This window comes from Luteococcus japonicus (genome assembly GCF_003752415.1).
Lineage (GTDB): Bacteria > Actinomycetota > Actinomycetes > Propionibacteriales > Propionibacteriaceae > Luteococcus > Luteococcus japonicus.
The window spans coordinates 1,309,148-1,333,662 of the sequence record NZ_RKHG01000001.1 but is presented as its reverse complement, the minus strand read 5'-3'; the positions used below and the strand labels follow the sequence as shown (position 1 = coordinate 1,333,662).

The following is a 24,515-nucleotide window of genomic DNA, read 5'->3' as shown; positions in this document are numbered from 1 at the left end:
CGCTCCGTTCCACGGCACCACCGACACCCTGACGATCGACCGGGGTCGGCTGCCACGGGAGGCGACCCCTTCACCTGTGAAGGAGCTTCTCGTGCTCAAGCCCTCCGAGCCAGTCCTCGCCGCAGCGGCCGCCACCGGCCTGAAGACCTACGTCGTGGACACCTCCGTGCTGCTCAGCGATCCGCGGGCCATCCTGCGCTTCGCCGAACACCACGTCGTCCTCCCGATCGTCGTCATCGCGGAACTGGAGGCCAAACGACACCACCCCGAGCTGGGCTACTTCGCACGCACCGCGCTGCGGCTGCTCGACGATCTGCGGGTGGACAATGGGCGCCTCGACGAACCCGTCGACGTGAACGAGCAGGGCGGAACCCTGCACCTCGAGCTCAACCACACCAACCCCGAGCGGCTCCCGGCCGGCTTCCGGTTGGGCGACAATGACTCCCGGATCCTGGCGGTGGCCATCAACCTGGCCGCAGAGGGCAATGACGTCGTGGTGGTCAGCAAGGACCTTCCAATGCGGGTGAAGGCCTCCGTGATGGGGCTGGAGGCGCAGGAGTACCGCGCCGAACTGGCCGTCGAGAGCGGCTGGACGGGGATGCGGGAGCTGCACGTGCCGTCGTCGCTGGTGGACCAGCTCTACGAGTCCGGCGAGGTGGAGGTGCTGGAGGCCGACGAGCTGCCCTGCCATACCGGCCTCAAGTTGCTGGGGGAGACCGGCAATTCTGCGCTGGCGCGCAAGATGCCCAATGGCCGGGTGAAGCTGATCCGCACGGACCGGGCCGCCTTCGGCCTGCACGGCCGCTCCGCCGAGCAGCGCGTCGCCCTGGACCTGCTGCTGGACCAGGAGGTGGGCATCGTCTCCCTGGGAGGCCGGGCCGGCACCGGCAAGTCCGCCCTGGCCCTGTGCGCCGGGCTGGAGGCAGTGCTGGAGCAGCGGCTCCACCAGAAGGTCGTCGTCTTTCGCCCGCTGTACGCCGTCGGCGGTCAGGAGCTCGGATACCTGCCCGGCACCGAGAACGAGAAGATGGCGCCCTGGGGCCAGGCCGTCTTCGACACCCTCGGAGCCGTCACCAACAAGTACGTCATCGACGAGGTGATCGCCCAGGACATGTTGGAGGTGCTGCCGCTGACCCACATCCGCGGCCGCAGCCTGCACGACTCCTTCGTGATCGTCGACGAGGCGCAGAGCCTGGAGCGCAATGTGCTGCTGACGGTGCTGAGCCGGATTGGGCAGAACTCCCGCGTGGTGCTCACCCACGACGTCGCCCAGCGGGACAACCTGCGGGTAGGCCGGCACGACGGGATCGCCGCCGTCGTCGAGAAGCTGAAGGGGAACCCGCTGTTCGGGCATGTCACGCTGACCCGCTCCGAGCGTTCCTCGATCGCCGCGCTGGTGACGGAGATGTTGGAGGACAGTCTCTGATCCGCAGGGCAGAATGTGACCACCAGGGCACCCCGCCGGGAAGCCTGTGGACGAAGGAGACAGCCTTGACCAGTACGCCGACGCCCTCGCAACGGATCAGCCCGGACATTGCCCGCAGCTGGCTGCTGGTGAACGCCTCCAGGCCGGAACTCTTCGACGCGGCCATCGCCAGCCAGGCCGATGCCGTGGTGCTGGACGTCGAGGACTCCGTCGCCGCCGCGGACAAGCTGAAGGCACGGGAGAATGTCGTCGACTTCTTCCGGCGCGGTGGTGAGGCCTGGGTGCGGATCAACGGATTCGGCACCGCGTGGTGGGAGGGAGACCTGGACGCCCTGGCCGGTTTCCCCGGGATGCACGGCGTGATGCTGGCCATGGTGGAGACCAGCGAGCACGTGCAGAAGACCGCGGAAAAGTTGCAGCCCCACCAGAAGGTGGTGGCGATGATCGAGACGGCCCGCGCCATGATGCTGCTGGACCGTATCGCGCAGTCCCGCGGCACCTTCCGGATCGCCTTCGGGCTGGGTGACTTCCGTCGCGACACCGGCATCGACGACGACCAGATGGCGCTGGCCTACACCCGCTCGCAGCTGACCATCGCGTCACGCGCCGCCGGGCTGCCGGGGCCGATCGACGGACCCGCCGTGGGTGCGACGGGCGGCAAGTTGGCCAATTCTGCGGACAACACCCAGAAGTTCGGGATGCGCGGCAAGCTCTGCCTCACGCCGGAGCAGTGCCCGATCGTCAATGAGGTGCTCTCCCCGTCGCACGACGACATCGAGTGGGCCAGTTCCTTCCTGGCCGACTTCGAGGCCGGCTGCAACCAGATCCGCAGCGCCTCCGACACGCCCAAGCTGGCGCGGTCCCGGCGTCTGCTGGACCTCGCCCTGGCCTTCGGGATCGAGGTCCCCGGCAAGGACTGACCCGCACGAGGCGTCGTCCGCTCGGGTTTGTGGAAGGCGCTCGGGTTTGTGGAAGGCGCTCGGGTTGCAACACACGCGGATGACGGGAACCCGAGCGGCTGACGGGAACCCGAGCGGATGCCAGGCCGAGCGTGCGGCACACGCCCGACGGCGAGCTGGTGGCACACCCGACGGGCGAGCGCGCGGCATACGCCCGACGGCCGAGCTTGTCGAGGCCTCAGCGACGCAGGCAGTGGATGGCGTAGGTGATCTGGTGCCCGTCGCGCTCGACGGGCACCTCCACCTGCCACACATCCCCGCCCAGCTCACGCAGGGCCGCGTCCAGGGATGGCGTGGCGTTCTCGCACCAGATGGCCAGTAAGCCACCGGGGGCCAGGGCATCGCGGGCCGCGGACAGCAAGCTGCCACCGTAGAGCGCGGCATTGCTGTCGTGGATCAGGAAGCCGGGGCCGTTGTCCACGTCCAGCAGGATCGCGTCCCAGTCTGAGGTTGTGCGCAGGGCCTCGGCGACGTCGACGTGCCACAGGGTGGCTCGCGGGTCCTGGGCGACGCGGGCCAGGCCGGGGACGATGCCCTCGCGCGCCCAACCGATCAGCGCCGACGACAGCTCCGCGACGGTCACCGCCACGTCGGGCAGCCGGTCCAACAGGTCACCGGCGGTGAAACCAAGCCCCAGCCCGCCCACCAGCACACGGCGTGAGGCCTGCGGGGCCAGCCGTGCGAGCTCCAGCTCGCTGGTGGCATCGACACTGTCCATGGCGAACATGCCGTTGACGATCAGCTCGAAGACCTCCCCGCGGGATGACTCCCGCCGGCGCAGGGCAATGTCGAAACCGTCGGAGTCGTCGAACCAGGACTGCTGCATGGAGAACATGATGCCCCCGTGCACTGACGTAGGATGCAGCGCGTGCGTAACCAGAGGGCCACGGGCCGCGACATGATCATCTCCCTCGCCGTGATCCTTCTCCCGGCGATGGCGATCTACTACTTCTTCTCCCGCACCCCTGCCGAGCCGGAGGTTCCGGTGGCCGACTGGAAGCCCGTCGTCGCCGATGCCCGCACCGAGGCGCCCTACGACATCCTGGCCCCGAGCAACCTGCCCGAGACGTGGAAGCCCGTGCGCGCCCGCTACGGCAATGACGAACTGCAGCTGGGTTTCCTGAGCCCGGAGAAGGTCTACTTCGAGGTGAAGCAGCGCGTCGGCGCCAACCAGCCCGGTTTCGTCAGCACCGTCACCCGGGAAGGCGTCGAGGATGGCACCTCCGAGGTGGCCACGGCCTCCGGCGTCAAGCGCACCTGGAAGCGCTACCTGACCGGCGACGAGCGCAGTCACTGCCTGGTCCGCGCCGTCGAGGGCAAGCGCCCGTCGACGACGATCGTCTGTGGTGACGTGCCCTACGAGGGGGTGGAGGCCTTCTCCTCGACCCTGGCCTGAGGCCCCGAAGAACACAGACGCAGGGTGTGAGGAGAATCCTCACACCCTGCGTCTGTGCGTGCTGGCCGATGCCTCAGATGGAGGCGGGCGGCTTGGGCGCGCCCTGCGGCGGAGCGATCTTCGGGTAGCTGCCGGCGGAGGCGGGGCGGGCCTGACCCGCGTCGCCGGTCTTCTTGGCATCCAGCCGGTACGGGGCGGGGACCCAACCGGTCTCGACGAGCTTCTTCTGCACGGTGATGGCCGCGGCCATCACAGCCAGGCCGATGACCAGCATCGCGATGATGCCCGCGACGGACCCGAGCTTGGCCGCGCTGCCCACCAGGGCGCCGAACCAGCCGAAGTCGGCATCGCCGAAGGTGGTGTTGGCGTCGCCGAAGCTGCCGAGCACGCCCAGCAGCAGGGCGGGCAGGAAGGTGATCAGCAGACCATTGGTGAAGGCGCCCAGAATGGCGCCGCGACGGCCACCGGTGGCATTGCCGTAGACGCCCGCGGCGCCGCCGGTGAAGAAGTGCGGCACGAGGCCGGGCAGGATCAGGGCCAGACCGAAGGCTGGGCTGAGCCAGATGCTCTGCAGCGCCAGCATCACCAGGCCACCGACGAAGCTCGCCATGAAGCCGATCAGTACCGCGTTCTGGGCGTAGGGGAAGACGATCGGCGCATCCAGGGCGGGGATGGCGCCGGGAACCACCTTGGCGGCGATGCCCTGGAAGGCGGGGACCAGCTCGCCAAGGATGGTGCGCACGCCGAACAGGATCACGGCGACGGCGACGCCGAACTGCAGGCCCTGGGTGACGGACTGCATCAGGTAGTTGCCAATGCCCGTCGCGCCGTTCTCGAAGGACTTGAAGGCGGCGGCGCGGCCTCCGCGCACCAGGAACATGACTGCCAGCACCAGGTACATCAGCACCATCGACAGGGCAGTGGAGACCATCGAGTCACGCAGGAAGCGCAGCGACTCGGGCAGGTTCATCTCCTCGGTGGAACGGCTCTTCTTCCCGACGGCCTTGCCGACAGCGCCGGAGACGATGTAGCCGGCGGTGCCGAAGTGCCCGATGGCGATGGTGTCGTCGCCGGTGATCTGGCGGGTCCAGGGCTGGCTCAGGGCCGGAAGGCTGACCATCAGGATGGCAAGAAGGAGACCACCGACGCTCACCACGACGGGGGCGCCATAGCCCGCGCTGGCCAGCACGATGGTGAGCATCGTCGCCATGAACAGCATGTGGTGGCCGGTGAGGAAGACGTAGTGCAAGGGGGTGAAACGGGCCAGCACCAGGCTGAGCAGGAAGCCGAGGATCATCAGCCAGCTGACCATGCCGCCGTACTGGGCCTGGGCGATGCCGGCGATCGCCTCATTGGTGGGGATCACGCCGTGGGCGCCGGTGGCGCCCTGGATCATGATGCCGAGCGGGGCCAGCGAGCTGACCACGAGTCCGGCACCTGCGCCGATCAGCAGGAAGCCCAGCGTCGCCTTCAGGGCGCTGCCAATCACCTGCCCGCGGGTCTTGCGCATGGCGGCCAGGCCGACAGCGGTGATGATGCCGATCAGGAATGCCGGCACGCTGAGGATTTCGTTCACCAGGAACTGGGCGAACGCCATCACGAAATTCATGGGTGGACCTTTCTAGTGTTCGTACGGGGCGAGGCTCAGATGTCGTACATCTCGCGCAGTGCCGCGTCCACTTCCTGTTCGCTGGTGAAGTTCTCGATGATGACCATCGGGACGCCCAGGTCACCGAGGGTCTTGCCGATCTCGCCCGAGGTCATGATCAGGTCGCACTCCTTGGCCTTGCCCTTGGCCGAGACGGTGTCGGTGGCCTCGACGGTGATGAAGGGCCCCCAGCCCCACTTCTGCAGGACGCCCTCGACGGTGTTCTTGAGGAAGAGGCTCGTTCCCACGCCATTGCCACACACCGTCATGATGTGGTCCTTGGTGAGGGAGCGGCCCCTCGTGCTCCGCTGTTCCGCGTGGTTGGCGGGCTGCGGTGCGGGTGTGGTGCGCGGAGAGGTGGTTTCGGCCAGGATCGCCAACACTGCCTCCGCATCCGGCGCCGTGCGCAGCCGCTCCATGGTCGGCTTGCTGCTGACCACCTTGGCCAGCTGGGCCATGGCCGCCTGGTGCTCGGTGCTGTCGGCGGCGGCCATCGCCACGACGAGTTCCACCGGGTCATTGCGCTTGTGCCCGAATTCGACGGGTTCTGCCAGCCGCAGCCAGGACAGGCCCGTGCGGTGCACGGCCTCGGAGGGGCGTGCGTGGGCGAAGGCGAAGCCGGGTGCCAGGACGATGTAGGGGCCGTTGGTGTGGATGCTGTCCACCATGGCCTGGGTGTAGTCGCTCGTCGCGACCCCTTCGGACTCGAGCAGGGCGCCGGCCTGTCGCACGGCGTCCTCCCAGTCCTGCGCCGTGGCATCCAGCCGGATGGCCGTGGGGGCGAGCAGGCCCACCACCGTCTTCGCTCCATGGTCTTGCGGACTCGTCATGGTGGCATCACTCTCCTGGTCGGGCGCCTTCGTTGGTTGTGGAACGACAGTACGTAGTGCGGTCGTCGCGGCGCCGGTTTTGCGCAGGATCTTGCGCAAACCCTTGGGCAAGGGGCTGAATGTAGCAGTGATCACCATGACCCAAGTGGCACAGGCTGCGGGAGTCTCGCTCTCGACCGTCTCGCACGTCATGAACCAGACACGGCACGTCGCGCCTGCCGCCAGGGCGAAGGTGCTCGAGGCTGCAGGGCCCTGGGCTATCGGGACCTACGGCTGATGGAGGCCATCGGAGCGGAGCCTGGCCAGCGTGTCATGGGCGTCGTCGTTCCTCCGCGGCCAGTCCCTTCTTTGCGGAGATGCTTGTCCTTGCGGAGATGCTTGCTGGCCTCGATGCCGAGGCAACCAGAGCCGGCATGACCCTGCGGATGGGTGTCTCGGGGGAGGATCCCGTCAAGGAGGTCTCGGCGGTGCGCACCCTGCTTGCGCACCCGGTGGACGCCTTGGTGTTGGTGCCCGCGAACGCGAGGCCGGCTTCCGGGCCGCGCATGCCCGGGCGGGTCTGCCGGTGCATGAGGACCCAATCGTCGACGGTCGCTCCACCGTCGAGGGTGGCCGTCGGGCTGCGTTGCAGTTGTTGCGCCGAAAGAACCCGCCCGCTGGGGTGCTGTGCGGCAACAACAACATGACCCTGGGGTTCATGGAAGCACTCAAGGTGGAGGGCGTTAGGGCGCCCGGTGACATCGGCTTCGTCAGCTTCGACGACCTGGAATGGTCGGAACTGATGGAGCTCGGCGTCACCGCTGTGTCCCAGCCCTTCCACGCCATCGGCAGCAGGGCGGTCAAGATGGCGCTGGACCGCATTGCCGATCCAGGGCGTCCGCCCCGCACGCTGCGGCTGGACTGCTACATCGAGCACCGCTCCTCGTGCGGCTGTCCCTGAGCTGGCGCGGCTACTGGGCAGACTGGGCGCGCGCAGCGTCGATCTTGGCCTTGGCGCCGTCCAGCCACTGCTGGCAGATGGCGGCGAGCTTCTCGCCGCGTTCCCACAGGGCCATCGAGTCGGCCAGTGGTACGCCACCGGACTCCAGCTTACGGACCACCTCGGCCAATTCCTCGCGAGCCTGCTCGTAGCCAATGGTCGGGGCCTGCGAAGCAGCCCCTTCGGGGCTGATCTCCGGCGACGTGCCGGGCATCTCGGGGGTGGGGTTGGTCATCAGTTCTCCTCGTCGAATTCGAAGTCGTCCATGCTCGCGGTGGCCTGGCCCGTCGGGTCATCGATCTCCCGCACGCCCAGGGTGAGCTTGCCGTCGGCCAGGTAGGCCATCACGTCGTCGTCCAGGTCGACGTCGTGGATGGAGGCCACGGAGCCGCCCTCGCCGTCGACGAGGACCGCGTAGCCGCGTTCCAGGGTGGCCTTGGGGCTCATCGCCCGGACCCGGCTCAGGTCGTGCTGCAGGCTGGTGACGTGCTGGGTCAGGGAGCGGTCGATGGCGTGGTCGAGCCGCAGCCTCAGGTTCTCCAGCCGGTCGTAGTGGATGTCGAAACTGCCCGCCGGATCACGCAGCACCGGGCGGGAGCGCAGGGCGTCGAGGTGCTCCTGCTCCACGCGGACCCGGTTCACCACGGCGCCGCGGATCCGGCCGATCGCCTGGGTGACGCGCTCGGACTCCTCCCGGGCGTCGGGCACGACGCGCTTGGCGGCGTCGGTGGGGGTGGAGGCGCGCAGGTCTGCTGCCAGGTCCACGATCGGGATGTCCGGTTCGTGACCGATGGCGGTGACGACGGGGGTACGGGCGGCGGCGACGGCGCGCACCAGCCCCTCGTCGCTGAAGGGCAGCAGGTCCTCCAGCGAACCGCCGCCCCGGGCGATGATGATGACGTCCACTGCCGGGTTCGCATCCAGCTCCGCGAGGCGGGCCATCACTTCCTCGGCGGCCTTTGGCCCCTGGACCAGGGCGTGACGGACCTCGATCTGGGCGGCGGGCCAGCGCAGGGCAATGTTGGTCAGCACGTCGCGTTCCGCCGCGGAGCCCGCGCCGGTGACCAGGCCGATGGTGCGGGGGAGGAAGGGCAACCGCTTCTTGCGCGCCGGATCGAAGAGCCCCTCGGCCTGCAGCAGGCGTTTGCGCTGTTCCAGCTGCGCCAGCAGACGCCCCTCGCCGGCAATGCGCATCTCACGGCACTCGAAGCTCAGGGCCCCGTTCTTGCTCCAGACCGTCGGCTTGATCCACGCGGTGACGGTGGTGCCCTCGGTGAGGGGGCCGGCGGCATCCAGCACCGCCGTCGAGCAGGAGATGGACGCGGAGGTCTGCGCCAGGGTGTCCCGCATGGTCATGAAGACCGTCGAGGAGCCGGCCCGACGGTTGATCTGGATGACCTGGGCCTCCACCCAGACAGCGCCGCAGCGCTCCACCCAGCCCTTGACCGCCTGGACCACCCGGCCCAGTGCCACCGGCTGTTCGGGGGAGCTCTCCATTGCCATGTCCTTCAGCGTAGACGGCGCCACTGACAGTTCTGGGCAGCCCGCGGGTTGGAACGCTGCACGTCGGGCGAGCTCTGTGCCCGTCGGAGCCGGGAGCGACCGGGCACTGTGCACGTCGGAGTTCGACTGGGCGGGCCGTGCAGGGGCGGCACAGTCGACGCCCGACGTGCACAGTGGCGACGAGGTGTTGTCCGATTGTTGTCCGTTGTCGTGCAGGCCTTGTGTTGGCGTGGGGCGCCGCGTGGGATGACGCCATGGACACACGCACCACCCGGGAACTGCTCGCCGAGGGGCATTCCTCCGAATACCTGCGACCGGCGCGGTGCCTATGCGGCGTCGGCCTCCCCCGATGCACGGCAGAGGCACCGGCAGCTGATCGACGCGACACTGCCGGGGCTCAGGGATGCGGTGCTCAGCCATCATTCGGCGGCGGTGGTGCACGGCATCGAGCTGCCTCATGCCGTGCCGTCCCGGGTGCAGGTGATCCGCACCCGCAGCAGCAAGGGTGGAGGTCAGCGCAACGGGGTGGTGCACACCAGAATGGTCCGGCTTCCCCCGGAGGACATCGAGTGCGTCGACGGCCTGGTGGTGACCAGCAGGGCCCGAACAGTGGTGGACCTTGCGAGGGGCATGGGTTTCGACGCGGCCGTGATCCTGCTGGATGCGGCCCTGCGGGATCCTGCCGGGCAGGGGAAGGAGTCCACGGAGTGCCGAGCGGCCATCGAGGCGGTGATCCGACGTTGCGGGCGGGTGCCGGGGATCAAGATGGCCCGGGATGCCCTTGCCTTTGCCGACGGCCGTGCGGAGAGCCCGCTGGAGACCCGGAGTCGCTTGATGATGTGGCGGCACCACCTGCCCATGCCCGTCCTGCAGCGCGAGGTCTTCGACCGGAACGGCCATCTGCTGGCTCGGCTGGACTTCGCCTGGGAGGAGGAGATGCTCTACGGCGAGTGCGACGGCCAGGTGAAGTACGGCGTCCTGCTGGCCAAGGGGCAGACCCCGTCGGGGGCAGTGATGCAGGAGAAGCGACGAGCCAATGACCTTGCCGCCCTGGGCTGGCGGGAGATCCGTTGGGATGACCACGACGTGAGGTATCCCACGGTGTTGTGCCGTCGGATTGAGGATGCCCTGCGGCGGGGGATTCCCGACGCCGCGTGACGGATGGGTAGTGGGCCAGCACTTGATGCGGGACGCCCGGCAAAGTGCGACGGGTGACCCTGCACGTCGGCGTCGGGCTGTGCACGTCGTAGCCGGGTGCGGGCGGCGACGGTGCACGTCGGAGTCCGACTGGGCGTGCCGTGCAGGGGCGGCACAGCGGATGGCCGACGTGCAGAGTGGGGCGGTGGGTGAACTGGGGCGACGGGTGAACTGGGGCGACGGTGGCCCGCCGACGTGCACCGTGGGCGACGGGGTGCTGCACGTGCGTCGGGCGCCAGGGGTTGGCTGGCCCATAGACTGGGGTGCATGAGCGAAACCGCCAAGCACGTCGTCGTCGCAGCTCCCCGTGGCTATTGCGCGGGCGTTGACCGCGCCGTGATCACCGTCGAGAAGGCGCTGGACACCTACGGCGCCCCGGTCTACGTGCGCAAGCAGATCGTGCACAACAAGCACGTGGTGGAGACCCTGGAACAGCGCGGCGCCATCTTCGTCGAGGAACTGACCGAGGTGCCCGAGGGCGCCACCGTCGTCTTCAGTGCCCATGGCGTGAGCCCGATGGTGCACTCGGAGGCTGCCGAGCGCCAGCTCAAGACCATCGACGCCACCTGCCCGCTGGTCACCAAGGTGCACCACGAGGCCAAGCGCTTCGCCAAGCAGGACCTGCCCATCGTCCTGATTGGCCACGCCGGCCACGAAGAGGTGGAGGGCACCATGGGCGAGGCACCGGAGCACATGACGTTGGTGGAGACCCCCGACGACGTCGACTCCGTGGACCTGCCCACCGACAAGCCGATCGTCTGGCTCAGCCAGACCACGCTGAGCGTCGACGAGACCATGGAGACGGTCAACCGGCTCAAGACCAAGTTCCCGCTGCTGGAGAGCCCGCCCAGCGACGACATCTGCTACGCCACCCAGAACCGTCAGCTGGCCGTGAAGCAGATTGCCGCCCACTCGGACCTGGTGATCGTCGTCGGCTCGCAGAACTCGTCGAACTCGGTGCGTCTGGTGGAGGTGGCGCTGGAGGCTGGCGCGAAGGCCGCCTACCGGGTGGACAATGCCGACGAGATTGACGAGGCCTGGCTGGAGGGCGTCAACAATGTGGGCGTCACCAGCGGTGCCTCGGTTCCCGAGGTGCTCGTCGACGGCGTGCTGGAGTACCTGGAGGGCAAGGGATTCCCGAAGGCTGTTGAGGAGCGCCTGATCGAGGAGTCGCTGACCTTCGCCCTGCCGCCCGAGCTGCGCAAGGACCTCCCGAAGCACGCCGCTCGCCACTGACGGCGCAGCCACCTCGTTTCCCGAGCTTGTCGAGGGGCCTCGACAAGCTCGGGCGTCGTGTGTTCCGGATACCCGCTCAGATCAAGAAGCGGTAGAAGGGAGAGTCGGGGCTGACCACCTCGGTGGTGATGCCCGACGCGGACAGCCGCTGCATCAGGTCCGGGTAGCTGGCCGGGTCACCCAGCTCGATGCCCACAAGGGCCGGGCCGATCTCCCGGTTGGAGCGCTTCACGTACTCGAAGTAGGTGATGTCGTCGTCGCTGCCCAGTACCTCGTCCAGGAAGCGACGCAGCGCGCCCGGCTCCTGCGGGAAGTTGACCAGCAGGTAGTGCTTGCGGCCCTCCTGGATCAGGGAGCGTTCAACGATCTCGGCATAGCGGGAGACGTCGTTGTTGCCGCCGCTGACGATCACCACGACGCTCTGACCGGGCTTGACCTGGACGGGAGCCTGGCCGTTGGCGGAGCGCAGCGCGGAGGCGGCCAGGGCTCCGGCTGGCTCGGCGATGATGCCGTCGGTCTGGTACATGGCGAGCATCTCGGTGCAGATCTCGCCCTCGGGTGAGGTGACCAGCTCCACCCCGGCGTCGCGCACCAGCGGGAAGGTGACCTCACCGGCACGTGCCACGGCTGCTCCGTCGCAGAAGGTCTCGATCCCGCTCAGGGTGACCGGCTCACCGGCTTCGACGGCTGCCGCCATGCACGCGGCCCCGGCGGGTTCGACGCCGATGATGTGGGTTCCGGGGCGGTTGGACAACCAGGCGGCGCAACCGGCGAGCATGCCGCCACCGCCCACGGGGGCGACGAGCACGTCCGGGGTGTGGCCGAGCTGCTCGACGATCTCCCGGGCCACGGTGCCCTGTCCGGCGGCGGTGCGGACGTCGTCGAAGGCGGGGACCATGGTGGCTCCGGTCTCCTGGCAGACGGTCTTGGCGGCTGCGGCGGCCTCGTCGTAGGTGTCGCCGGTGACCACCAGCTCCACCCATTCGCCGCCCAGGGCGATCATCCGGTCCCGCTTCTGGCGGGGGGTGGTGGAGGGTACGAAGATCTTGCCCTCGATGCCCAGCTTGGCGCAGCTCCATGCCACGCCCTGACCGTGGTTGCCGGCGGAGGCGCACACGACGCCGGCTTGGCGTTCCGCATCTGACAGGGTGCTGATCAGGTTGTAGGCACCGCGCAGCTTGTAGGAGCGGACCGGTTGCAGGTCTTCGCGCTTGAGCCAGACCTCGGCACCGGTGGCTTCGCTGAGCCGGGCGTTGCGCTGCAGCGGGGTGCGGTTGGCCACCCCGTAGAGGCGGGTGGCGGCGTCATCAACAAGGACGGACAGTTCGGCAAGGGAGCTCACCAGCCCCATTATTGCCTTGCTCAGGAAGTGCGACGTCGCGCGTCCAGCGGCAGGACGCTGGACTGGTCTTCCACCAGGTCGTCAAGTGTGGGCTGTTGGCGGGTGAGGTGGGCGCGCTCGGGCAGCTCAGGGGCCTCGACAGGCTCGGCCGGCGTGAGGGTGGGCTCGGCCGGCGTCTCCATCTCCGTTCCCCGAGCTTGTCGAGGGGATTCCGGCTCCGGGCCGGCGGTCAGCTCGGCGGCGGTGAGCGGCTTGGGATTGGTCTCGACGGCCTTCGGAGAGGTCAGGGGCTTCGAGGTGACCTGCAGGTCCTTGAACTTGCGGGCGGTGACCATGACGCGGGACTCCAGCGAACCGACCGCCTTGTTGTAGGCGCCGACGGCGCTGGTCAGGCCCTTGCCCACCCGGTCCAGATGCTCGCCCATGGTGCCCAGGCGCTCGTAGAGTTCCCGGCCCAGCTCGGCCACCTGGGCGGCCGACTCGGCCAGGGCAGCCTGCTGCCAGCCGTGGGCGACGGCACGCAGCAGCGGGATCAGGATGCTGGGGGTTGCCAGGGTGATGTTCTTGCGGGCGGCGTATTCGTGCAGGTCCGGCATCTGTTCGTGGGCTGCCTGCAGGAAGGCCTCGCTGGGCATGAACAGGATGGTGAACTCCGGGGTGTTCTTCTCCAGCTTCCAGTACTGCTTGCTGGACAGCTGGTCGATGTGGGTGCGCACGTGCCGGGCGAAGGTGGCCAGGTGGGCGTCGCGCAGGGAATCATCGGCGGCCTCGTAGGCGTCGAGGAAGGCGCTCAGCGGCACCTTGGAGTCGACGAAGAGGCACTTGCCGTCGGCCAGGTTCACCTTCATGTCCGGGCGCAGTGTGCCGTCCTCGGTGGTGGTGGAGGTCTGCAGGTCGAAGTCGCAGCGTTCCACCATGCCAGCCAGCTCGGCGACGCGCTTGAGTTGGGTCTCGCCCCACGTGCCGCGAACCTGCGGCTTGCGCAGGGCGCTGACCAGCGAGTTGGTCTCCCGGCGCAGGTTCTCGCTGGTCACCAGGACGCTGTTGATCTGCTCGCGCATCTCTGCCGTGGCGCTGGCACGCTCGCGCTCCACCTGGTTGATGCGGTCGTTCATCAGCTTGAGGCTCTCCGCAACCGGTGTCATCAGGTCAGCGGTGGCCTTCAGCCGCGCCTCGGCGACCACGTCGGCCTGCTTGCCCTGCTTCTCCAGCGTCTCGTGGGAGAGCACTTTGAAGCGGTTCTCGATGGATTCACGGTCTGCCGCCAGTTCCTCGGCGCGACGAACGGCGGCGTCGCGTTCCGCCGTCATGCCGGTCAGCCGGGCCTGCACGTCGGCCTTCTCACTCAGCGCTTGGGCGGTGAGGGCATTGGCCTGCGCCACCTGGGTCTCGGCATCGCTCACCTCGGCGCGGACCAGGGCCGCGTCGGTGCGGGCACGCTCGGTCTCCGCCTTGGCGCGTTCCAGGTCTGCACGGACCTCCGACATCTGGTTCCACGCCTTGGAGGCGTCGGCACGCACATTGGCCACCTCGGCGCGGGCGCTGGCGGCCTCGGTGCGGGCCTCGGCCAGCGCGGCCTGGCCCGCGGACTCGAGCGCGGACGTCTTGGCGCGGGCCACCTGGAGGGCGGCGAAGGCGCCCACGAGCAGACCCAGCACCAACCCGGCCAGCAGCATGATGACGGCAGTGGTTTCCATGCCCACCACTCTGCACGACGCCTCTGACAATTTTCCCCAGGCGCCCCGGCATCAGCGGTTGATGGAGGCCGCCATCCGTCGCCACGTGTGCCGGACACCGCGGATGGCGATGGAGTAGTCGTGGATGTTCCGCGGCTCCGCGATGCCCGAATAGCCACCGTCGCCCAGATGGTGGATGTCGGCCCCCGCCTGCTTGCAGGCCAGGGCGATGGCGCGGATGGTCTGGGCATCGGCACCCTCCTGGCTGGTGCCAATACTGGTCAGCACCAGCGCACCCAGGTCATGGGCCACCTCCACCAGTCCATGCACATGGTCAGCGGTGATCCCGGGCACCGTTCCTGGGGCTGGGAGCAACACGACGTCCGCACCGGCCTCCACGAAGCCGTGCACGTCCTCCGGCCCCACGATCCGGCTGCCTTGCTCCTGCAGTGCACCCGATCCGTGCATCCGGCCTCCCACCACCATCACGTCGTCGCCCACGGCCTGGCTCACCGCGCGGATCGCGGACTGGATGGAGGCATTGTCGGCACCCGTCGACGGGTTCGCGGTGACCACGATGAACTGCACGCCCATTTCGGCCGCCCGTCGGGCATTGTCCGACGTGGCCAGCCGTCCCGCGGGAACCCCCACGGGTTCCAGATTGATGCCGATCACGCGGCCGGTGAGCCGCTGCAGTGTCCGAACCACCTCGTCCGGTGGGCAGGCCGGAAGACCACGCACGAAGGGCTCGTCGACGTCGAAGAGGTTGAGGATCACCAGGTCCGCACCCATGGCGGCCACCAGTTCCGCGTTGGTGACCTCGTGCAACAGCGGCATCATCAGCCCGATCACCTCGGCGGCGACGACGCGTCCCTCACACGCGTGGATGGATTCGACGAGGGACCGGCCGCGCAGGCTGGTCAGCTGGTCTCCGGACAGGTCGAGCAGGCGGGTCATGACCCCAGTCTTGCAGCGCTCCCGCGCTGCTGGGTGGAGGTCTGGGGGTTTGGTCCTCCGCTCATGTTGGGCTGCATGTTTGGCCTCCGACACGGTCCCTGTCTGCCGTAGCAGAGTCCTGGTTCATCCTGAAATACTGGACACATGCCCAGTGACGCTGCCCTCGACTTCATCGGTACCTTCGCCGACTTCATCACCGCCTCGCCCACCAGCTATCACGCGGTGGCGGCGATGGCGGAGCAACTGAGGGGGGCCGGCTTCACCCAGCTGGACGAGAAGCAGGCGTGGCAGGAGGTGCGCGGCGGTTGCTTCGTGATCCGCGACGGCGCCCTGATGGCCTGGATGGTTCCGGACACCTACGGCCCGGAGTCCGGCTTCCGGATCGTCGGCTCGCACACCGATTCCCCCAGTTTCAAGCTGAAGCCCAACCCCACCACGCATTCCGCGGGATGGCAGCAGGCGGGCATGGAGGTCTACGGCGGTGGGCTGAACAATTCGTGGCTGGACCGTGAGCTGGGCCTGGCGGGGCGTCTGGTGGCCATCGATGGCACCGTGACGCTGGTCCGCACCGGGCCCATCGCGCGGATTCCGCAACTGGCGCCGCACCTGGACCGGAGCGTCAATGACAACCTGCACCTGGACCGCCAGCAGCACCTGATGCCCTTCTACTCGCTCGATCCGAAGCTGGACATCGAGGAGTACCTGTGCCGGGTGGCACGCGTCGACATCAGTGACCTGGCCCACCATGACGTGTTTGCCTTCCCGACGGAGGCCCCGGCCGTCTTCGGGCCGGACGAGGAGTTCTTCGCCGCCTCACGGATGGACAACCTGTCCAGCGTTCACGCCAGCCTGCAGGCCTTCCTGGACGTGGAGCCCGGCGACGACGTCGTGGTGCTGGCGGCCTTCGACCACGAGGAGGTGGGCAGCAACAGCCGGTCTGGTGCCTGCGGCCCCTTCCTGGAGGACGTCTTGGTGCGGATCGCCGCCGGGCTGGGCGTCGAGGGTGCGGATCTGCGCGCCCTGATGGCCCGTTCCAGCTGCATCAGCGCCGATGCCGGGCACGCGGTGCACCCGAACTACGTGCACCTGCACGACCCGAACAACCATCCCCAGCTCAATGCGGGCCCGCTGTTGAAGATCAACGCCAACCAGCGCTACGCCACCGACGGTTTGGGGGGAGCGCTGTGGAAGCGGGCCTGTGAGGTGGCCGATGTGCCCACGCAGCCCTTCGTCAGCAACAACGCGGTGCCGTGCGGTTCGACGATCGGTTCCCTGACGGCCACGCGGCTGGGGATCACCACCGTCGACGTCGGGATCCCGCTGCTGAGCATGCATTCGGCCCGCGAGCTGTGTGGCGTGGAGGATCCGTGGTTCCTGAAGCGTGCGCTTGAGGCCTATTGGGCAGGCGCCTGAGCCTCCACCACGGCGGTGTAGACCTCGTCCAGCAGGGCCTTCTGGCGGGCCTGCAGGTCCTTCAGCTTGGTCTTGCGGCCCTTGCCCTGGTCTGCCTTGGCGAGCGGGATGGCGTTGCGCAGTGACGTGATCCGTCGACGCCACTCGGCGGTGGCGGCAGGGTCTGCACCGGGGGAGTGCTGCTCGACGAGTCGGGCGACGACGTCGAGGGAGGCCTCCAGCTGGGCGAAGGGATCCGCCCGGTGGGGGAGTTTCACCTTGCCCTTGGCGCTCTTGGCGGCCTCACCCATCCTGGCGGCCGCCGGCCGAGCCGCTTCGGCCACGGCCTTGTGAACGTCTGGGTCCTGCGCAATCCGGCCGGCCTGCTCGACGAGGAAGGCGCCCACGACGCCCCCGGCTGCCTTCTTGGGTGTGGACATGGGAGCTCCTTCGTCGATGTTCCACAAGACTACGAGGTGTTCGCGCATATGGGTGAGGCGTCGCGATGCGTCCGTCCAGTGACAGACAAGGGCCGCTGCAGACGCCATGGGGCATCTGCAGCGGCCCGAGTGACTGTCTCAGCCGCCGAAGCCGGACTTGGGGGAGACGTTGTCCACGTAGCTGCCCATCGTGTCATTGGACAGGTGCTCGGCCAGCACCTTCATCTGGGGCTCGCTCATGTTGACGATGCTCATGCCGTAGGGGCCGGTGTCGACACCGGTCCACGGGGCCGTGTTCATCTTGATGCTGTTGCTGCCAACATTGCGCATGCTCAGCGCGATGGACTGCATCTTGTTGGTGGTCAAGGCATCATCCACCACCATGTTCTGGGTGCCGGCGTCGAGGAAGCGGGCAACCTCGGCGGGGTTGCTGAGCGTCTCCTTGCTCAGCCCCTTCATCAGCACGGCGCGGATGAACTGCATCTGGCGCTGGCCACGGCTGATGTCACCCTGGCTCAGGCTCTTGCGTTCGCGTACCCACTTGAGGGCCTCCGTACCGTTCATCGTCTGCTGACCCTCGTCGGTCTTCAGCGTGACGCCGCCCAGGGCGTCGGTCATGTTCTTGAAGCCGTCGAAGTCAACCTTGGCGACGTGGTCGATCGGGACGCCGATCAGGGGCTGCAGCGTCTGCAGGATGCTGGGACGTCGGTGCTCGGCGACGCGGTCCAGCAGCCGCGCATACGCGGCCAGCCGCTCGTCCTCCTCCGCGGGCATCACCCACGGAATCAGCCGGTGCACTGCAATGCCGTCGACGTACTGCACCTCCGGATTGCCCAGATGGCCCACCGTCACCGGATAGCCGATCCGGGTGGCCGCCTCCACCTGCCAGCCAAGCTCTGCCTGGGCGCGAAGGATCGCATTGGAGCGCAGTGTGTAGCCCGAACGTGTTTGCGGCAGGTGGTTCGTCAGCACGTGCAGCACCCGGCCGGGCTCCCATGCGGAACGTCGGCGCAGCGCGGGCAGCTCGACGCGAAAGCTCGGGTCCAGTACACGCAGCAGGCTGGCGGTGATGGTGACCTGCACCAGACCGACGCCACCACCGCCGAGATGGCCAAGCTCACCGAGAACGCCTTCCGCGACGTGAACATCGCCTTCGCCAACGAGCTCTCGCTGATCAGCGACAAGCTGGGCATCGACGTGTGGGAACTGATCGAACTGGCCAACAAGCACCCCCGGGTGAACATCCTGCAGCCCGGCCCCGGCGTCGGCGGACACTGCATCGCCGTCGACCCGTGGTTCATCGTCTCCACCACCCCCGAGGAAGCCCGACTGATCCGCACCGCCCGCGAGGTGAACGACGGCAAGCCCGCATGGGTCGTCGAGCAGGTGCGCAAGGCCGTCGAAGGGCGCCCCGGTGCCGTCGTCGCCTGCCTCGGCCTGGCCTTCAAGGCCGACATCGACGACCTGCGCGAGTCCCCGTCGATCGCCATCGTGCAGACACTGGCCAAGGAACTCACCGACGCCAAGGTCATTGCCGTCGAGCCGCACGTGGATGCGCTGCCCAAGTCACTGGCCGGCCGTGGCGTGGACCTGATGGGTCTTGACGAGGCGCTGGAGCAGGCCGACGTCGTGGTCCTGCTGGTGGACCACACAGTCTTCAAGAACCTGGACCGTACCCGCCTTGCCGATCACGTCGTGATCGACACCAAGGGCCTGTGGCGCTGACGTACTGACGAGATCGGGAGATGCACCCAGGTGCATCTCCCGATTTTCCTGACCAAGGAGGACCATGCGTCGGCTGATGCGCCCCAAGATCCTGATCCCGCTGCTGGCGACCTATCTCGTCATCGCCGGATTGGTGGCCGGGCTGTGGTTCCCGCTCTTCTTCGGCGGACTTGCGCTGATGGTGCTGGCGATCGCCCGGGCCGTGTCCGCCCGACGCCGGCAGGCGTGGGCGCTGGGATTGGCCGGAGTGGCCATGAGTACCGGCGGATACCTGTGGACAGCCCACCCGGAGCTGCTCCGCGGCGGCCACGACGATCCCATCGTCGCCATCCCGGCGTCGACGCCGAGCGAGAGCCCCGTCGCCAGCAAGAAGGCCACCCCGAGCCCGAAGCCCACTCCCAAGCCGACCCCGACACCGACCCCGACACCCAGCCCGAGTTGGACTCGCGAGGCCGAGACGAACGGGAACGGTGGCTACGTGCCCAAGGACACCGAGGCGGACAACCGATCGGAACCGACGGCCACCTCCACGGCTCCGCGCTGGACCCAGCCCGCGACCGCGCCCTCCACCCGACGGCCCGTGCACCGGCAACCGGTGAACCCCCAGCCGGTGGACACCCAGCCGGCGAATACCAGGCCGGCGGAAACCGAGACCAGCTCCGTGGCGCCCGACCCCGTGACCAGGCCGCCCGCGAGCCAGCCCGCCCCGCCGCAGGAATCCACGGGAGGCGCACCGCCCCCGCAGACCACCCAGCCGGCCCCCAGCGTGGCCCCGAAGCCGGAAACCACCGCGGCCCGAGAGACTTCAGCTGCCGTGCAGACCCCGGCGTGAGCCACCGGGGAGTCCTAAGGCCGAGGATCAGCCGGCCACCAGCTGGGTCATCTTGGTCTGCAGCTCGTCGACGGAATTGACCCGCATCGCGGTCTGGCCGGTGGCCTGCGCAATCCTCTGCAGCGCAGCGAAGTCCGCATCCGGGCCCAGCGCTACATAGGTCACCTTGATGGGGCGCTCAGGGTCCGGCTCCTTGGGCAACGCCTTCATCAACTGCTTCCAGTTCAAGCTGCCCTTGGCATCCTCATTGCGGCCATCGGTGATCACGAAGATCCGGTTGTCCAGACCCGCCTGGAAGTTCGTGGTGTTGTGCCGCCACGCCGTCGCAATCGCCTCGTACAGGGGAGTGCCACCGCCGGTCTGCATCGTCATCAACGCCTGCTGGTACTTGGGCTGGGCGGCCACCCACGTCTTGGTGGTGTCCCGCTCCAAGGGGACGACGGTCTGCACATTGGGCTTCTGGGCGGCGTCATTGCTGGAGTTGAAGGTGATCAGACCATTGGCCATGCCCGGCGGGCAGCTGTCCGAGCTGCCCAGGGCCAGCCGTGTCACGGCGTCGATCCGACGGGGGCCACCGGGCCCCAACGGCTCCTGCATCGAGCCCGAGGTGTCCAGCACCATCAAGGCCGAGGTCCGCTTGGAGAAGGCCTGCAGCGCCATCCGACTCGCCTGCAGGTCCTTGCCGGCCAAAGGGACGACGGTGGGCGCCTTGACCGGCAGACCCAGCGCGGCGACGCGATCCTGGGCAGGGGCCGCACTCCGGGTGGTGACACCGCCCATCGCAAGGGCCCTGCTGCCCTCGCCTGTACCCAGCCAGGTGGCGAAGGACTTCAACGTGTCATGACCCGTCGCATTGGCCAGGGCCATCGTCAGGCCCGTGCGGGTGTCCAGATAGCTGGCCTGCAGACCACCCGAGCGAAGCGCCAGAGTCAGCGTGGTGACCCCCGTCCGGGGCCCCGCCGGGGTTCGGCCGTTCTCGTCGGCGGGATCGCTGGCCAGTGAGTTGAGGACGTCGGTCAGCTCGGTGCGGGCCACGATGCGCTGCTCCACCTTGGCCATGTTGCGCTGGTCCGGGGGGCCGTGACGGGATTGGTGGGTGGCGTCGTGCCGCGGCCCGCCTGACCCATCAGACTGGCGAAGGCGGCGGCACCCGAGGCGGTGATGTCCGGATTGGGCAGCACCAGCTTGAACCGGCCCCACTCCTTGTGACCATGGTTGGCCCACGTCTCGTCGAGCGTGACCATTCGGCGCAGCGTCTCACCCTGCAGGCCGCCCTTGAGGGCCTCGCCCGCCTCGGGCGTGTTCACCAGGACGAGGGGAGAGGTGCCCAGGGTGGTGGCCTTCACCTGACGCAGGCCGGCATCCGTGGCGCCCTGCTGCACGCTGAGGTCTTCCGGGATCCAACCGTCGGCACTACCGAAGCCGTCGCGGGCGACGATGGCCGACAGCTGCGGCGTCACCTCGACGGGATGGCATCCGTCGTCGTCCGTCGAACGGCCCCACGCGTCGGCGGCCTCCGATACGGAGTCCACCCACGCGGGATCGACCAGCAGGGTCGCCGTCTTGGGGCATCCCCGCTCCGGGGCATTGCCGGCTGCTTCGTCGCGGACTGCAGTGCCAAGAAGGTGCCACCGGCGACGGCGGCGACGGCGAGGCCGGCACCGAGTGCCAACAGAGGCTTGCGCAGATGTGGACCCTCGTCAGGCAGGGCGCGCCTGGGTTCAGGATGTTCGTTCATGATCTCCCCCGAGATTCTTTAGGACGTCAATCAGAATAGATGGACCATTTAACTTTTGTGAAAGCCGGGGCACCCTCCGCCCAGAAGGTGAACGCGTGGTGAACGGCCTTGTGGACGCGCAATTGCGGGGCTGAGCCTGCTGACGGGTGCAGCCAGCCGGTTCGTGCCCCGGGCATCCGACCAACTAGGCTTGTGCGACGTGGCACTCACCATCGGAATCGTCGGTCTCCCCAATGCGGGCAAGTCAACGCTGTTCAACGCGCTGACCCGCAACAATGTGCTCGCTGCGAACTACCCGTTCGCCACGATCGAGCCCAATGTCGGCGTGGTGGGTGTGCCCGAGCCGCGCCTGGCCGAGCTGGCCAAGATCTACGGTTCCAAGGCGCTTCTGCCTGCCACCGTGAGCTTCGTGGACATCGCCGGCATCGTGAAGGGTGCCTCGCAGGGCGAGGGCATGGGCAATGCCTTCCTCGCCAACATCCGCGAGGCCGACGCCATCTGCCAGGTGACCCGCGTCTTCGTCGACGAGGACGTCACCCACGTCGACGGCCGGGTCAACCCCGCCAATGACATCGACACCGTCACCACCGAGCTGATCCTCGCGGACCTCCAGACGCTGGAGAAGGCCGTGCCGCGAGTGGAGAAGGAGGCGCGGATCAAGAAGGAGACGCGCCCCAAGCTGGAGGCGATGCTCAAGGCACAGGAAGTCCTCAACTCCGGGCAGACCATCTTCGCCTCCGGCATGGACACCGAAGAGCTGCGCGAACTGATGCTGCTTACGGCCAAGCCCTTCATCTACGTCTTCAACTGCGACCAGGACGAACTGGCCAATGACGAGCTCAAGGAGAAGATGCGGGCCGTCGTCGCCCCCGCCGAGGCCATCTTCCTGGACGCCAAGTTCGAGGCCGAGCTGACCGAGATGGAAGAGGACGAGGCCCGCGAATTCCTGGAGGAGGCCGGCGTCACCGAACCCGGCCTGGATGTGCTGGCCCGCGTCGGCTACGACACCCTCGGCCTGCAGAGCTACCTGACCGCAGGCCCCAAGGAGTGCCGCGCCTGGACCATCCCCAAGGGCGCCACAGCCCCCGAGGCCGCCGGCGTGATCCACACCGACTTCCAGAAGGGCTTCATCAAGGCCGAGGTGATCAGCTACCAGGACCTCGTCGACCTGGGCTCAGTCAAGGCCGCCCGCGAGGCCGGCAAGGCGCGCCTGGAGGGCAAGGACTACGTCATGCAGGACGGCGACGTGGTGGAGTTTAGGACAGGTCTTACATCTGGGGGTAAGAAGTGATCAGGGATGCGCACGAGGCGAACGAGGCCGCGAGGCCGAACGACTTCGAGCTGACGCGTCTCCGTGCGGCCTTGCCAGGGTACTTCGACAAGGACGGCGACTTCAGGCTCGACCGCCTTCAGGAGGCGCTGAGCTCGGCCGACGTGTCGATGACGCGCGAAGGCTACGAGCTCAAGTTCCTGGGGAAGTCGTACGCCAAGTATCTGACATCGACGCGGACCGAGACGGTCGTGGTTCCTGACGTCGAGCACAACGCCGAGGCGACGAACGCCGGGTCGGAGAACCTCTACATCGTCGGGGACAACCTGGATGCACTCAAGCATCTGCTGGGTTCGTACGCCGGCAAGGTCAAGTGCATCTACATCGATCCTCCGTACAACACCGGCTCTGACGGCTTCGTCTATGTTGACGACTTCGGCTTCACGGCGAAGGACTTGGTCGAGAAGGTGGGTCTTGACGAGGACGAAGCCCAGCGCGTGATAGCGCTCCAGGGTAAGTCTTCGCACTCAGCGTGGCTCACGTTTATGTACCCACGCCTTGATCTTGCGAAGGAACTCCTCACCGATGACGGCGTCATCTTCGTCAGTATCGATGACAACGAGCAGGCCAACCTCAAGGCGTTGTGCGACGAGGTCTTCGGCGAGCAGGGGTTCGTCGCAACAGTGGCTGTCAAGAATAACCCGCGTGGCCGACAGTCAAATACATCTATTGCTCCTGTCCATGACTACATCCTGATCTACTCAAAGGCTGCTGCGACTGCAGGTATCGGGGGAAAGCGGCTCACCCAGGCGCAACGCGATGAATACAAGTTTGAGGATGAGAACGGAAACTATCGTCTCCTAGGTCTTCGTCAACGCGGCGTAGCCTCGTTGCGTGAGGATCGTCCGGACATGTTTTTTCCGATCTACGTGAATCCTGAATCTGAGGAGATCTCGTTGGCGGAGCAGGCGGGGTGGCATGAAGTGCTACCCCGTAAGTCCGATGGCCGGGATGGCCGCTGGATGTGGGGGAAGGTCAAATGCCTCGCTGAGACAGATCGTCTCGTCGCGAAGTTCGTTGCTCGACGCGGCGAGTATGACATCTCGGTGAAGGACTACCTCAATCGGGACGGTCTGATTGAGCGAACAAAGAAGTCCTTCACAATCTGGGATGATAAGGGCTTCAATCAACAGGTAGGGACGCAGGAGGTCAAGGAACTTCTTGCGGGTGATATCGCAAGCTATCCGAAGCCCACACCACTTCTCGAAGAGGTCGTACAACTTGGGGCGGGGCCCCAGGATATAGTCATGGACTTCTTTTCAGGGTCAGGTACAACCGCTGAGGCGGTCATGCGCGCGAACGCCTTCGATGATGGTTCGCGGAAGTTCATCATGGTGCAGATTCCTGACGTGATTGACAGTGGGGATGCGGCCTATGCCGCCGGCTACCGCACCATTGATGAAATCGGGCGAGCAAGAATCACGAAGGCTGCGATCAAAGTCAAGAACGAGACTGGTGCTGCCATCGATACAGGTTTCAAGCTCTTCCGTCTGCAGGAACCGAGTGTCAAGACTCTCGACGAGATGCAGTCGTTCGATCCGAACGAGGAGACCCTGCTCCTAGATGACTTCGTGTCGAAGTTCGCTTTCGACGGCACGCCCGGTGCCCAGGTGGCACTCGCGACGTGGCTGGTCGAAGACGGCTTCGGTCTGACTGCTGAGGTCACCTGTGTCGAGCTCGACGAGTACGAGCTCCAGGTGTGCGACGACACTGGGTACGTCATCGAGCCCGGGCTGTCGAGCGCGGATGCGATGGCTCTCGTGGCGAAGCTCGAGGCCGGTGAGCTCGACCTCAAGCGACTCGTCATTTTCGGCTACTCGGTGTCGTTCTCGGTCATGCACGAGCTGAAGCAGAACCTGCGATCGCTCCGGTCGGGGCAGACCGTCACCGTGATCGAGCGGTACTGACC

At 67.4% G+C, this 24,515-nt stretch carries 24 protein-coding genes; 12 read left to right on the top strand and 12 right to left on the bottom strand.

Annotated elements, in window-relative coordinates:
• The first annotated feature begins 91 nt into the window (after positions 1 to 91).
• Together phoH2 and EDD41_RS06510 are read left to right on the top strand one after the other, a co-directional pair.
• A complete protein-coding gene (gene phoH2, locus EDD41_RS06515; RefSeq protein ID WP_123576894.1) occupies positions 92 to 1,426 on the top strand; it encodes an RNA 5'-3' helicase PhoH2 in 1,335 nt (444 codons plus the stop codon).
• A 65-nt stretch (positions 1,427 to 1,491) separates the two neighbouring features.
• Entirely contained in the window at positions 1,492 to 2,346 is an 855-nt protein-coding gene (locus EDD41_RS06510) for an HpcH/HpaI aldolase/citrate lyase family protein (RefSeq protein WP_211336599.1), read from the top strand.
• 217 nt (positions 2,347 to 2,563) lie between these two features.
• On the opposite strand, the gene EDD41_RS06505 is transcribed toward EDD41_RS06510, so the two are convergent.
• The gene (locus EDD41_RS06505) at positions 2,564 to 3,211 is read right to left on the bottom strand and encodes a spermidine synthase (protein WP_170165267.1); all 648 of its coding nucleotides are present in this window, start codon (positions 3,209 to 3,211) and stop codon (positions 2,564 to 2,566) included.
• A gap of 42 nt (positions 3,212 to 3,253) precedes the next feature.
• Between EDD41_RS06505 and EDD41_RS06500 the strand changes: the two genes are divergently transcribed.
• The gene (locus EDD41_RS06500; protein ID WP_170165266.1) at positions 3,254 to 3,781 is read left to right on the top strand and encodes a DUF4245 domain-containing protein; all 528 of its coding nucleotides are present in this window, start codon (positions 3,254 to 3,256) and stop codon (positions 3,779 to 3,781) included.
• A 73-nt stretch (positions 3,782 to 3,854) separates the two neighbouring features.
• Here the strand turns inward: EDD41_RS06500 and EDD41_RS06495 are convergent, their stop codons facing one another.
• Together EDD41_RS06495 and EDD41_RS06490 are read right to left on the bottom strand one after the other, a co-directional pair.
• Positions 3,855 to 5,390, bottom strand: coding sequence for a PTS ascorbate transporter subunit IIC (locus tag EDD41_RS06495; RefSeq protein WP_123575345.1), 1,536 nt, complete (start codon positions 5,388 to 5,390; stop codon positions 3,855 to 3,857).
• A gap of 35 nt (positions 5,391 to 5,425) precedes the next feature.
• Positions 5,426 to 6,259 carry a PTS sugar transporter subunit IIAB gene (locus EDD41_RS06490; protein WP_123575344.1) on the bottom strand — a complete coding sequence of 278 codons (834 nt, stop codon included), beginning with the start codon at positions 6,257 to 6,259 and terminating at the stop codon, positions 5,426 to 5,428.
• Between EDD41_RS06490 and EDD41_RS17950 the strand changes: the two genes are divergently transcribed.
• Together EDD41_RS17950 and EDD41_RS06480 are read left to right on the top strand one after the other, a co-directional pair.
• The gene (locus EDD41_RS17950) at positions 6,198 to 6,536 is read left to right on the top strand and encodes a LacI family DNA-binding transcriptional regulator (RefSeq protein ID WP_342769264.1); all 339 of its coding nucleotides are present in this window, start codon (positions 6,198 to 6,200) and stop codon (positions 6,534 to 6,536) included. The genes EDD41_RS06490 and EDD41_RS17950 overlap by 62 nt on opposite strands.
• A 30-nt stretch (positions 6,537 to 6,566) precedes the next feature.
• On the top strand, positions 6,567 to 7,199 hold the full coding sequence (locus EDD41_RS06480) for a substrate-binding domain-containing protein (protein ID WP_170165265.1): 633 nt from the start codon (positions 6,567 to 6,569) through the stop codon (positions 7,197 to 7,199).
• A 10-nt stretch (positions 7,200 to 7,209) separates the two neighbouring features.
• On the opposite strand, the gene EDD41_RS06475 is transcribed toward EDD41_RS06480, so the two are convergent.
• Together EDD41_RS06475 and xseA are read right to left on the bottom strand one after the other, a co-directional pair.
• Entirely contained in the window at positions 7,210 to 7,452 is a 243-nt protein-coding gene (locus EDD41_RS06475; protein ID WP_211336706.1) for an exodeoxyribonuclease VII small subunit, read from the bottom strand.
• 20 nt (positions 7,453 to 7,472) lie between these two features.
• Positions 7,473 to 8,741 (bottom strand): exodeoxyribonuclease VII large subunit, encoded by a 1,269-nt coding sequence (gene xseA, locus EDD41_RS06470; protein WP_123575341.1) that lies wholly within the window; start codon positions 8,739 to 8,741, stop codon positions 7,473 to 7,475.
• Positions 8,742 to 9,149: 408 nt separating this feature from the next.
• Between xseA and EDD41_RS06465 the strand changes: the two genes are divergently transcribed.
• Entirely contained in the window at positions 9,150 to 9,899 is a 750-nt protein-coding gene (locus tag EDD41_RS06465) for a hypothetical protein (RefSeq protein ID WP_148060491.1), read from the top strand.
• Positions 9,900 to 10,205: 306 nt separating this feature from the next.
• Complete coding sequence (locus EDD41_RS06460) at positions 10,206 to 11,174, top strand: 4-hydroxy-3-methylbut-2-enyl diphosphate reductase (RefSeq protein ID WP_123575339.1); 969 nt, start codon at positions 10,206 to 10,208, stop codon at positions 11,172 to 11,174.
• Between the two features lie 76 nt (positions 11,175 to 11,250).
• On the opposite strand, the gene ilvA is transcribed toward EDD41_RS06460, so the two are convergent.
• From ilvA to EDD41_RS06445, 3 genes are read right to left on the bottom strand one after another with little or no spacing between them, the layout of a single operon-like run.
• On the bottom strand, positions 11,251 to 12,516 hold the full coding sequence (ilvA, locus tag EDD41_RS06455; protein ID WP_245995553.1) for a threonine ammonia-lyase IlvA: 1,266 nt from the start codon (positions 12,514 to 12,516) through the stop codon (positions 11,251 to 11,253).
• Positions 12,517 to 12,536: 20 nt separating this feature from the next.
• The gene (locus EDD41_RS06450) at positions 12,537 to 14,213 is read right to left on the bottom strand and encodes a DNA recombination protein RmuC (protein WP_123575337.1); all 1,677 of its coding nucleotides are present in this window, start codon (positions 14,211 to 14,213) and stop codon (positions 12,537 to 12,539) included.
• A gap of 51 nt (positions 14,214 to 14,264) precedes the next feature.
• Positions 14,265 to 15,149, bottom strand: coding sequence for a DUF7916 family protein (locus EDD41_RS06445; RefSeq protein ID WP_123575336.1), 885 nt, complete (start codon positions 15,147 to 15,149; stop codon positions 14,265 to 14,267).
• A gap of 144 nt (positions 15,150 to 15,293) precedes the next feature.
• Here EDD41_RS06445 and EDD41_RS06440 point away from each other — a divergent pair, with 144 nt between their 5' ends.
• Complete coding sequence (locus tag EDD41_RS06440; protein WP_123575335.1) at positions 15,294 to 16,562, top strand: M18 family aminopeptidase; 1,269 nt, start codon at positions 15,294 to 15,296, stop codon at positions 16,560 to 16,562.
• On the opposite strand, the gene EDD41_RS06435 is transcribed toward EDD41_RS06440, so the two are convergent.
• Positions 16,544 to 16,981, bottom strand: coding sequence for a hypothetical protein (locus EDD41_RS06435; protein ID WP_123575334.1), 438 nt, complete (start codon positions 16,979 to 16,981; stop codon positions 16,544 to 16,546). The genes EDD41_RS06440 and EDD41_RS06435 overlap by 19 nt on opposite strands.
• 138 nt (positions 16,982 to 17,119) lie before the next feature.
• On the bottom strand, positions 17,120 to 18,064 hold the full coding sequence (locus EDD41_RS06430) for an LCP family glycopolymer transferase (RefSeq protein ID WP_245995552.1): 945 nt from the start codon (positions 18,062 to 18,064) through the stop codon (positions 17,120 to 17,122).
• A gap of 24 nt (positions 18,065 to 18,088) precedes the next feature.
• On the opposite strand from EDD41_RS06430, the gene EDD41_RS06425 reads away from it, so the two are divergent.
• Positions 18,089 to 18,706 carry a nucleotide sugar dehydrogenase gene (locus EDD41_RS06425; protein WP_281273097.1) on the top strand — a complete coding sequence of 206 codons (618 nt, stop codon included), beginning with the start codon at positions 18,089 to 18,091 and terminating at the stop codon, positions 18,704 to 18,706.
• Between the two features lie 64 nt (positions 18,707 to 18,770).
• Entirely contained in the window at positions 18,771 to 19,538 is a 768-nt protein-coding gene (locus EDD41_RS06420; RefSeq protein ID WP_123575331.1) for a hypothetical protein, read from the top strand.
• 27 nt (positions 19,539 to 19,565) lie between these two features.
• Here the strand turns inward: EDD41_RS06420 and EDD41_RS06415 are convergent, their stop codons facing one another.
• Both EDD41_RS06415 and EDD41_RS06410 read right to left on the bottom strand, forming a co-directional pair.
• Positions 19,566 to 20,588, bottom strand: coding sequence for a vWA domain-containing protein (locus EDD41_RS06415; RefSeq protein WP_170165264.1), 1,023 nt, complete (start codon positions 20,586 to 20,588; stop codon positions 19,566 to 19,568).
• On the bottom strand, positions 20,555 to 21,070 hold the full coding sequence (locus EDD41_RS06410) for a substrate-binding domain-containing protein (protein WP_170165263.1): 516 nt from the start codon (positions 21,068 to 21,070) through the stop codon (positions 20,555 to 20,557). Before EDD41_RS06410 ends, EDD41_RS06415 begins: the two co-directional genes overlap by 34 nt.
• A 405-nt stretch (positions 21,071 to 21,475) precedes the next feature.
• Between EDD41_RS06410 and ychF the strand changes: the two genes are divergently transcribed.
• Positions 21,476 to 22,567: a redox-regulated ATPase YchF gene (ychF, locus tag EDD41_RS06405; RefSeq protein ID WP_123575328.1), complete on the top strand. Its 1,092-nt coding sequence runs from the start codon at positions 21,476 to 21,478 to the stop codon at positions 22,565 to 22,567.
• On the top strand, positions 22,564 to 24,513 hold the full coding sequence (locus EDD41_RS06400) for a site-specific DNA-methyltransferase (protein ID WP_123575327.1): 1,950 nt from the start codon (positions 22,564 to 22,566) through the stop codon (positions 24,511 to 24,513). The genes ychF and EDD41_RS06400 overlap by 4 nt, the downstream gene beginning before the upstream one ends.
• The last annotated feature ends 2 nt before the right edge of the window (positions 24,514 to 24,515 follow it).

Excerpts from the sequence above, each read along its gene's own strand:
- EDD41_RS06495 (WP_123575345.1), bottom strand. The coding sequence starts at position 5,390 with ATGAATTTCGTGATGGCGTTCGCCCAGTTCCTGGTGAACGAAATCCTC.
- EDD41_RS06490 (WP_123575344.1), bottom strand. The coding sequence starts at position 6,259 with ATGACGAGTCCGCAAGACCATGGAGCGAAGACGGTGGTGGGCCTGCTC.
- EDD41_RS06425 (WP_281273097.1), top strand. The coding sequence starts at position 18,089 with ATGGCCAAGCTCACCGAGAACGCCTTCCGCGACGTGAACATCGCCTTC.
- EDD41_RS06475 (WP_211336706.1), bottom strand. The coding sequence starts at position 7,452 with ATGCCCGGCACGTCGCCGGAGATCAGCCCCGAAGGGGCTGCTTCGCAG.
- EDD41_RS06435 (WP_123575334.1), bottom strand. The coding sequence starts at position 16,981 with ATGTCCACACCCAAGAAGGCAGCCGGGGGCGTCGTGGGCGCCTTCCTC.
- EDD41_RS06445 (WP_123575336.1), bottom strand. The coding sequence starts at position 15,149 with ATGACCCGCCTGCTCGACCTGTCCGGAGACCAGCTGACCAGCCTGCGC.
- EDD41_RS17950 (WP_342769264.1), top strand. The coding sequence starts at position 6,198 with ATGGCCGTGGGGGCGAGCAGGCCCACCACCGTCTTCGCTCCATGGTCT.
- EDD41_RS06450 (WP_123575337.1), bottom strand. The coding sequence starts at position 14,213 with ATGGAAACCACTGCCGTCATCATGCTGCTGGCCGGGTTGGTGCTGGGT.
- EDD41_RS06460 (WP_123575339.1), top strand. The coding sequence starts at position 10,206 with ATGAGCGAAACCGCCAAGCACGTCGTCGTCGCAGCTCCCCGTGGCTAT.
- EDD41_RS06505 (WP_170165267.1), bottom strand. The coding sequence starts at position 3,211 with ATGCAGCAGTCCTGGTTCGACGACTCCGACGGTTTCGACATTGCCCTG.
- EDD41_RS06440 (WP_123575335.1), top strand. The coding sequence starts at position 15,294 with ATGCCCAGTGACGCTGCCCTCGACTTCATCGGTACCTTCGCCGACTTC.
- xseA (WP_123575341.1), bottom strand. The coding sequence starts at position 8,741 with ATGGCAATGGAGAGCTCCCCCGAACAGCCGGTGGCACTGGGCCGGGTG.
- EDD41_RS06420 (WP_123575331.1), top strand. The coding sequence starts at position 18,771 with ATGCGTCGGCTGATGCGCCCCAAGATCCTGATCCCGCTGCTGGCGACC.